Origin of the sequence: Ilyobacter sp. (assembly GCF_041583315.1) — a bacterium.
Taxonomy (GTDB): Bacteria; Fusobacteriota; Fusobacteriia; order Fusobacteriales; family Fusobacteriaceae; genus Ilyobacter.
Genome location: NZ_JBFHGC010000219.1, coordinates 1 through 4,471, shown reverse-complemented (window position 1 = coordinate 4,471; position 4,471 = coordinate 1). Strand labels below are relative to the sequence as shown.

5 protein-coding genes are annotated in these 4,471 nt (G+C 33.1%); all 5 read left to right on the top strand.

The genetic code is table 11. The features are described from left to right. A partial coding sequence (locus tag ABZA26_RS08590; RefSeq protein ID WP_372714109.1) for a GGDEF domain-containing protein occupies positions 1-317 on the top strand: 317 nt, incomplete at its 5' end. Positions 318-479: 162 nt separating this feature from the next. Further along, positions 480-680 (top strand): cold-shock protein, encoded by a 201-nt coding sequence (locus ABZA26_RS08585; protein WP_013387398.1) that lies wholly within the window; start codon positions 480-482, stop codon positions 678-680. Between the two features lie 451 nt (positions 681-1,131). Next, positions 1,132-2,751, top strand: a complete 1,620-nt coding sequence (locus tag ABZA26_RS08580; RefSeq protein WP_372714108.1) for an ABC-F family ATP-binding cassette domain-containing protein — start codon at positions 1,132-1,134, stop codon at positions 2,749-2,751. 199 nt (positions 2,752-2,950) lie between these two features. Next, positions 2,951-3,445 (top strand): cyclic nucleotide-binding domain-containing protein, encoded by a 495-nt coding sequence (locus tag ABZA26_RS08575; RefSeq protein WP_372714107.1) that lies wholly within the window; start codon positions 2,951-2,953, stop codon positions 3,443-3,445. Positions 3,446-3,589: 144 nt separating this feature from the next. After that, a partial coding sequence (locus ABZA26_RS08570; RefSeq protein ID WP_372714106.1) for an HD domain-containing protein occupies positions 3,590-4,471 on the top strand: 882 nt, incomplete at its 3' end.

The window sequence follows — 4,471 nt, the reverse complement described above, 5'->3', positions numbered from 1 at the left end:
TTATAGGCCGTTGGGGTGGCGAAGAATTTATCGTTATCTGTGCCGAAACAGACGAAACAATAGTGTGGAAAGTGGCAGAAAAACTCAGAAAATCAGTAAGAAATCATGATTTCAAACTGGGCCTGCCTGTAAGCATAAGTCTCGGAACGGCTACTTTTGATAGTGAAGACAGTGCAGATGAAATTTTAAAACGTGCGGACATGAATATGTACAGGGCTAAAGGAACCGGCAGAAACAGAACCCACCCTAATATCTGTCAAGAAGTAAACGCCGAAAACAGAGAAGATAGTTCTGAGTTTCAAAATTTAACTGTCTAAATAAAAAAATATGTTGACACATTTTAATAAAAATGATAGAATTCTTTTAGGTAATTCAGAATAAAATTTATTTCTAATTTTCGTGCAATACTTTATAAGTTTTGTGAAGATTTAATTAAAAATTGTTCTAAATTCAAAACAAAATTTATGGAGGTATTACAAATGGCAAACGGAACAGTAAAATGGTTTAATGCAGAAAAAGGATTCGGATTCATCACTTCTGAGGATGGAACAGATGTATTCGCACACTTCTCTGAAATTCAAAAAGACGGATTCAAGTCTCTTGAAGAAGGAGAGCAAGTAACTTTTGAGATCACTAAAGGTCAAAAAGGTCCACAAGCTTCTAACATCAAAACTGTATAATTAAATAATCAAAGCTGTCTTAAATGACAGCTTTTTTTTATTTTCCCCCAAAAAAAAATTCTAAAAAAATCTTGGGAATCTGATAAATCGAATTTTACCCAATTAATAGTTATATCTTTAATCTCAAGCCTTTCTCTTCTTCCATATTGTTATTTTGACACGACACCACAAGAGCCCCAAAAGCAATGCTCAGCATATTTAATTTTTAATTATTATTTCCCTCCTTTATGTATAACAGATCTTATAAGGAGTAAAGTATCAGTTTTATGTTCCAAAACTGTGTATTAAATAATATTTTATAATGAGTTTATATGAGATTACATATGTAAATATAAATATCTTTTTTTTAATTTTTATATGGTTTCACTTTCAAAAAAGCCCGAAATTTTTAGTAGTTTTAATAAAAATATGATATAATGTTGTTTAGATTAAGAGTATAGGAGAACAAACTATGAATATTATCGAATTTCAAAATGTGTCAAAATCATTTTTTACTCAGAAATTATACAAAAAGGTAAATCTGGAAATAAATTCTAAAGATAAAATAGCTGTCACAGGACACAACGGTACTGGAAAATCAACTTTCATAAAGCTTATCACAGGTGAACAGGACCCGGATTACGGTCAGGTTATAATAAATGAAGAGGCAACTTTTTCATGCTTTGATCAGTTTGGTAGAGTAGACATGGATATGAAAGTGGATGATCTACTGAATGTCCCTTTTAAAGATGTTATGGAAACTCAGAAAGAACTTGAGTATATATCCACACAGTTTTCTGATGATGCTGAAGAGAATGAAGCTATCATGGAAAAGTACTCTGAAATTTCAGATCGGTTTGAGAGCCTGGGAGCATACTCTTATCTCCACATCAAGTCTGAATTTATAGATGTATTTGAAATAGGAGATAAGCTCGATAAAAAATTCAGAGAATTGAGCGGAGGAGAAAAACAGTATATCAGACTGGCAACTACTCTCTTTAGCAACTCTGATCTGATAATTTTAGATGAGCCACTTTCATATTTCGATAAGAAAAAGACTGCGTGGCTTTCAAACTATATATCAGAAAGCTTCAAGGCATTTATTGTGATTTCTCACAATGTAGATTTTGTAAGAGGGATTGCCAATAAAATATTTGATATCGACAACAAAACAATTACATCTTATGAGTGTGACTATCGCAATTTTCTGAAAGAGAAAAAAATAAAGCTTTCAGAAGAGAAAAAACACAACTTAAAAACCGAGCTTACTATAGAGGAAACTGAAATAAGTGTCCACAGAAAAGTTAAACTTTTGGAAAAGGTGGACAATAAACATGCACATGCTGTAATCTTGCGAAGAATGAGAAGAGATCTTAAAAAACTAGAAAAACAGAAAATAGAATTTTCACCTGAGTACAAGTATGAATATACTGCTGCTCCGGAAGATTTCTTTACACAAAACAGAGATATCGGTGAAAATATGGTAACCCTGTCAGGAGTATCAAAGGAGTTCCCGGACAAATTTCTTTATAAAGAAGCAAATCTGGAAGTTCTGAAGGACAGTAAAATCTGTATCGTGGGAGAAAATGGTTCTGGAAAATCTACTCTTCTCAGAATACTGGCAGGACAGGAAGCACCTACCAGCGGAGAAGTACAGATAAATGAAAAAGCCAAAATATCCTTTATAGAGCAGGAGACTGTTTTAGAAAATGAGCAGATATTTATAAAGGACTATCTAAAGGACAAGACAGGTTTATCAGATGACTTTATAGAGGCTGCCATTGATTCTCTATATAATCATGACCCGGAGTTCAGAGACAAAAAATTATATATGCTTTCTGGCGGAGAGAAAAAGAGACTGGAAATTTTCGCTCATATTCTGTCAGAAACTGATGTTTTGATAATAGATGAGCCTTCTACTTATATGGATGACTATTCCAGAAACACAATAGCAAATATGCTTTTAGAGTATCCTGGAGCTGTTATAATGGTAACTCATGACAAGGCCCTCCTCAGAAAAATAGACTTTGAAATTTACGATATTCGTGATAATAGATTCAGAGTAAAAGAACAAGGAAATCAGGCAGTATAAAAATCCACGGATTTTATAGATTTCCCATATTGATATAACCATGATGTAATATTGAATTTATTTTAAAACCCTCTTGCTTACTAGACTAGATCTATTAATCCAGGAGGGTTTTTGTAATACCTCTGCTGATTATTTACTTTTTAGTAATAGAGGGGTATAATTTTTTATAGTATTAATAATTAACTAAAGGGGTAGTCAGATGAAAATAAAGAGCGAATGTTGTCTGGACAAAGAAAAAGTAATGAGTATGTTAAGTAAAATTACTCTCTTTGGAGGATTTGAAAAAAATAATCTTCAGGATCTTTTGGACAACCTAAGTGAAATTCACATAGAAAAGGGGCAGGTTATATTTAAAGAGGGAGATTCTCCCACTGATATTTATATAGTCCTGGAAGGAAGAGCAGAGTTCTTTCTGAATGGAGAAAAGTTTCTGGATATAGAGCCGGGTTTCAGTATGGCGGAAACGGCCGTTTTGGGAATACAAAAGCATGTGTTTACCGCTATAGCCGCTACTGATATGGATCTTTTGGTTCTTTCAAAGAAAAAACTTATGGAGTTATTTCATGAAAATAAAGATGTTTTCAGCCTTCTGATTTTAAATATGGCCAGAGAGCTGGCAAGAGGAGTGGCCCTTTTTGGAGATCATAAGCACATCTATACTTCCATGGAAAAGAAAAAAATAGAAAAAAAATAGAAAATCTGCCTGTGACGGGCAGATTTTTGTTTCTTCTCGTATCTATACTACAAGTGGTGTCATTTTTCGATCATATTGACTTTTTTCAATACCTATGGTAATTAATTATAGTATAACATCTGAAAAAAAGGAGATACCCAACTTATGAGGGAAAGTAAAAATAAAATATTCTGGATGTACTCACTTAATTCCGTTATCGCCTCTATACTCCTCACCCTGTCGATCGGATTTTTTATAAATAACTATATGAAAAAACAAATAATACAGACCCACATTACCTATTATCCCAAATTAATCCAGGAGATTGTAGATGACAGTAAAGTCCTTACCAACCTGTTTTTAGATCACAAAACCGGTCTCAGTATTGATAAAAAAACATTTGAACTCTTCCATCTCAATGACTCTGTTTTCAGGATAAAAATCTGGAACAAAAAAGGAGAGATTATCTGGAGTGACAATGAAAATATTATAGGACAGGTATTTCCAAATAATACAGAGCATAAAAAAGCTGTCTCTGGTTTACCTTCTTACAATATAAAACCTAAGAAAAAAAATGAAAATCTGGAAGAGTTAAAGGCAGGAAGAATTTTTGAATTTTACATACCGGTTTCTCTTGCAGGGAATGTTGTAGGAGTTGTGGAAGTATATGAAAAAAATAACCTTCTCACAAATGACCTGAAGTATTCAAATAGGATCATCTGGATTATTGTAGCAATCAATATATTAGTTTTCTATTTTTTCCGTATGTATATTTTCTTATATGCAGATAAAAGACACAATGAAACTTTAGACCGACTGAAGCAGACTCAAGAGGTGACAATATTTGCACTGGCACATCAGGCAGAGTTACGAGACTACAACACAGGATACCATATAATCAGGACATCAAAATACGTGCAGGTCATCGGAGAAAAACTAAAAGAGCTACAAATAGATAAAAATTTTCTAAAAGATTATGATATGCATGACTTGGAAAATGCAGCACTCCTTCATGATATTGGTAAGGTAGGAGTCAGCGACAACATC